The following is a 3,830-nucleotide window of genomic DNA, read 5'->3' on the forward strand; positions in this document are numbered from 1 at the left end:
GTTGGCTACGTCTAGACCGACCGCCCCCGAGGCGCGTCGCCGCGACGGCGTCCGCCNCGGNGTGGGAGGGCGGGGTGCNAGCGCGCGGCGGTGGTCGCCACGNGGGGAGCCCCCGCGCGCTGGGCCAGGTCCGCCAGGGCATCGGCGAGGGCGGGCGGATCGCCCGGTGACAGTGCGGCCTCCACGGCGACCCTCCCGCGCCCGAAGTGGTCGGTGAGGCGTGCCAGCACCTCGCGTGCCGCGGCCTGCCCGTGGGCGGACAGTGCCCGGCGCAGTGGCCCCCGCCGTGTGCCGGTGAGGACCAGCCAGTCCTCGTGCCCCCCGGCCCCGAGGGCGTCGAGCAGGTGGGCCGCGTCGCGACGCCCCGGACGCGCCAGGGTGTGGGCGCTCATGGCCCGGCACAGGTCTCGGTACCCCTCCGGTGAGGTGGCGAGGACGGGGAGGCGGATCCCGGGGTCGTCGGCGCCGGGGACCAGTCCCCACCCGGGGGCTCCGGGGTCGCCGAACTGTCCGCGCGCCAGGGTCAACTCCGTGCCGAAGACCGTGGGCATGCCGCTGCGGCGGCCGGCGGTGGCCGTCTGGATCGCGGAGTACATGCCGTCGACGTCCAGGACCGCGAGCGCCTCCAGGCCCAGGGCACATGCCTGCTCGACCAGCGCGGCGGGCTGGTCCGCCCCGTCGAGGAAGGTGAAGGCGGAGTGCGCGTGCAGCTCCGCGTAGGTGGCCGGGTCACTGGACATGACACCAGTCTATCGAACACCTGTTCGATCTCGTGCACCCGCAGCCAGCACCAGCCCCGCCGTCGCCACCACGCTCGCCACCACGCTCGTCGTGGGGGACTCCCGTCGCCGGGGCATGCCCCGAGCAGGCAGCGGGCGCTGCCTCAGGGACCGATCACTCCCGGATCCCGTCCTCCTCGACGTGGCGGAGGATGTCTCCCGGAGCGCAGTCCAGCTCGCGGCAGAGCGCGTCCAACGTGGAGAAGCGCACCGCCTTCGCACGACCGTTCTTGAGGACCGAGAGATTCGCCGGCGTGATGCCGACCCGCTCGGCGAGCTCGGACACACCGATCCTGCGCCTGGCCATCACCACGTCCAGGTCCACGACGATCGCCATCAGATCACCTGGTCGAGTTCGGCGCGGAACGAGGTCGCCTGCACCAGGAGACCACGCATGACGACGAGGACCAGGGTCAGCCCCAGGCACAGCAGCGCCACGACCAGTACCCCCAGTCCCAGCAGGGGTGGCCCCGGGATCCAGAACTCCGCGGCCACGCACGCCACACCCGCCACCGCCGAGGCCGTGCTCATCGCGGTCACCCAGCGCAACGAGGCGGGATCGAAGATCCGCCCCTCCGAGACGCGTGTCAGCAGCTGCCACAGGCACGCCAGCACGACGATCCCACCCAGCAGTGCCACCTCACCCAGCACCAGCAGGGGCAGGCGCAGGTGGGCGAGCTCCGGCAGGTCACGGACCATCTCGCCCGAGAGCCACGGCAGTCCCCAGAACAGTGCCCCCAGCATCCCGACGAGCACCGACACCACCAGGACCTTCAGGACGATGACAACCCCACGACGCATGATGACCTCCCCCACCGGCGACGGGCACTCGTACGACCCATCGATCAACGATATGATCGTATCGTTTTTCGATATCCCTCGCAAGGCCCGCGCCTCGAACGGTGGACTTCTCACCGAGAAGTAGGCCTGTACCCCTTCCGTTCGGTGAGAAACCCACCGCTCGACGAACGTCTCCCCCCCCCCACACACTTCGCTGCGGGTCGGAGGAGCACCCCCGTGCGGGCCCGTCACCTCCCCGACGCGTCCAACAGCTCGCGTTCCTCGTCGTCCGTCAACCCGGCACCGCGCCCGGGGACCACACCGTGGTCGAGGTCCCAGCGCAGGGAGTCGGCAAGGGTCTCGGACAACGGGCGCGTCCTCAGGCCCTCCGTCCGTGCCCGCGCACCCGATCGCGTGTTCATCCCGTACCAGGCGGGGTCCGCCAGCCACAACGGCAACGACCGGGGGCCCGCCCATTCGGCGACCCCGTGTCGGACCAGCCAGTCCTGGGGCGCTGGCACGACGGTGGCGTCGTGTCCCGAGAGCCGGCGAGCGGTGTCGATGTGCTCGGGGAAGGGCACCGGGTCCCCCACGGCATTGAAGACGCCGTGTGCCCCCCGCCCGACCGCGTGGATGATCCACCCGGCGAGGTCGCGCACGTCGATGAGCGACGTCGGGAGTTCCGGCGCGTCCGGGACGAGCACACGGCGCCCGGGGTTCGAGGGCCTCGCGAACCGCAGACCCCAGTAGCCCGTGCGACCGCTCGGATCTCCGGGCCCACCGATCAGTCCCGGACGGATGACCATGGTCCGGCGCGGACCGAAGCCGGCGAGCACCGCCTGCTCGCAGGCGACCTTGGCGGACCCGTGGTCCTCCGGGGAGGACATCCTCCCGGCGTGGAGCGGGGCGAGCAGCGGCGCCGTCTCGTCGGCGCCCGCCTCCTCCTGGGAGGCGTAGACCTGACGCTGGAGACGAACACGTACCGGTCGGCCACCGGTGCCAGGTCGTGCACGGCGCGCCGGACATGCCACGGCTGCCGGGCCACGTCGATGACGGCGTCCCAGCGCGAGGCGGTCACCGCGGCAAGGGCACCGGGGTCGTCGCGGTCGGCCTGCACGAGTGCCGCACCCGCGGGCACGGCATCACCGCGGGCGACGCACCGACCTCGTGACCGGCACGGAGGGCGACCCCCGCCAGGGTGTGCCCCAGCCACGCCGTGCCGCCCAGGACGAGGACCCTCATCAGGACTCGAGCAGCGACCGCAGGTCGTCGGCAGTGATCCTGCCGGACCCGGCCCCGCCCCCGTCCACGACTGCGGAGACCAGTTGGCGCTTGCGGTCCTGGAGGGCCAACACCTTCTGCTCGATGGTGTCCTCGGCCACCAGGCGGTAGACGTTGACCTTCTTCGACTGCCCGATGCGGTGGGCACGGTCCACGGCCTGGGCCTCCGCGGCGGGGTTCCACCACGGGTCCATGACGTAGACGTAGTCGGCCTCCGTCAGGGTCAGCCCGGTCCCGCCGGCCTTCAGGGAGATCAGGAACACGCGGGCGCGCCCCGAGCGGAACTCCTCGATGGCCCCCTCACGGTCCCTCGTGGCCCCGTCCAGGTAGGCGATCCTCATCCCGCGCCGCTCCAGGACACCCCGGATGCGGGCGAGGAAGGAGGTGAACTGGCTGAAGACCAGCACCTGGTGTCCGGCGGGGACGACCTGGTCGAGCTGGTCGGCGAGGAACTCCACCTTCGCCGATCCCACGGAGGAGTAGGCCGGGTCCACCAGGGCCGGGTCCAGGGCCAGCTGGCGCAGTCGCGTGATCGAGGCGAGCACGACCATCCGGTTGGCCTGGAGGTCGTCGAGGAGTCCGAGCAGGCGGGTGCGCTCGCGGGTGAGGTACTGGTCGTAGATGCGGCGGTGCTCCTCACCGAGTGCCACCTCGATGACCGACTCGGTCTTGTCGGGAAGTTCGGGGGCCACCTGTTCCTTCGTGCGCCGCAGGACGAAGGGTGCGGTGAGGCGCCGCAACCGGCCCAGCGCCTCGGCGTCCCCGCGGGCCTCGATCGGACGTCGCACCCGGTCGTTGAAGACCTTCCAGCCGGGCAGGAGCCCGGGGTCGGTGACCTGGAGGATGGACCACAGGTCGCTGACGGAGTTCTCCACCGGGGTGCCGGTGACGGCCACCCGCCATCCCGCGTCGAGCCCCATGAGCGCGGCGTGGATGGCGGTGCGGGGGTTCTTGATGGCCTGCGCCTCGTCCACGACGAGCCCGGAGAGG

General features: G+C 72.0%; 5 protein-coding genes. All 5 read right to left on the reverse strand.

Features of this window, described 5'->3' with window-relative positions; all coding sequences use genetic code 11:
- Positions 1 to 11 precede the first annotated feature (11 nt).
- Complete coding sequence (locus TA90_RS06670) at positions 12 to 740, reverse strand: PHP domain-containing protein (protein ID WP_043535288.1); 729 nt, start codon at positions 738 to 740, stop codon at positions 12 to 14.
- Between the two features lie 154 nt (positions 741 to 894).
- Positions 895 to 1,116: a helix-turn-helix domain-containing protein gene (locus TA90_RS06675; RefSeq protein WP_043535289.1), complete on the reverse strand. Its 222-nt coding sequence runs from the start codon at positions 1,114 to 1,116 to the stop codon at positions 895 to 897.
- Positions 1,116 to 1,628, reverse strand: coding sequence for a DUF2975 domain-containing protein (locus TA90_RS06680; protein ID WP_147513409.1), 513 nt, complete (start codon positions 1,626 to 1,628; stop codon positions 1,116 to 1,118). Before TA90_RS06680 ends, TA90_RS06675 begins: the two co-directional genes overlap by 1 nt.
- Positions 1,629 to 1,807: 179 nt before the next feature.
- A complete protein-coding gene (locus TA90_RS15060; RefSeq protein WP_197067861.1) occupies positions 1,808 to 2,446 on the reverse strand; it encodes a Rossmann-fold NAD(P)-binding domain-containing protein in 639 nt (212 codons plus the stop codon).
- Positions 2,447 to 2,800: 354 nt separating this feature from the next.
- Positions 2,801 to 3,830, reverse strand: a 1,030-nt coding sequence (locus tag TA90_RS06690; protein WP_043535291.1) for a DEAD/DEAH box helicase, incomplete at its 5' end; no start/stop codon positions are given.

Origin of the sequence: Actinomyces polynesiensis, assembly GCF_000820725.1 — a bacterium.
Taxonomy (GTDB): domain Bacteria; phylum Actinomycetota; class Actinomycetes; order Actinomycetales; family Actinomycetaceae; genus Pauljensenia; species Pauljensenia polynesiensis.

Coding starts and splice junctions, on each gene's coding strand:
- TA90_RS15060 (WP_197067861.1), bottom strand. CDS start 2,446: ATGTCCTCCCCGGAGGACCACGGGTCCGCCAAGGTCGCCTGCGAGCAG.
- TA90_RS06675 (WP_043535289.1), bottom strand. CDS start 1,116: ATGGCGATCGTCGTGGACCTGGACGTGGTGATGGCCAGGCGCAGGATC.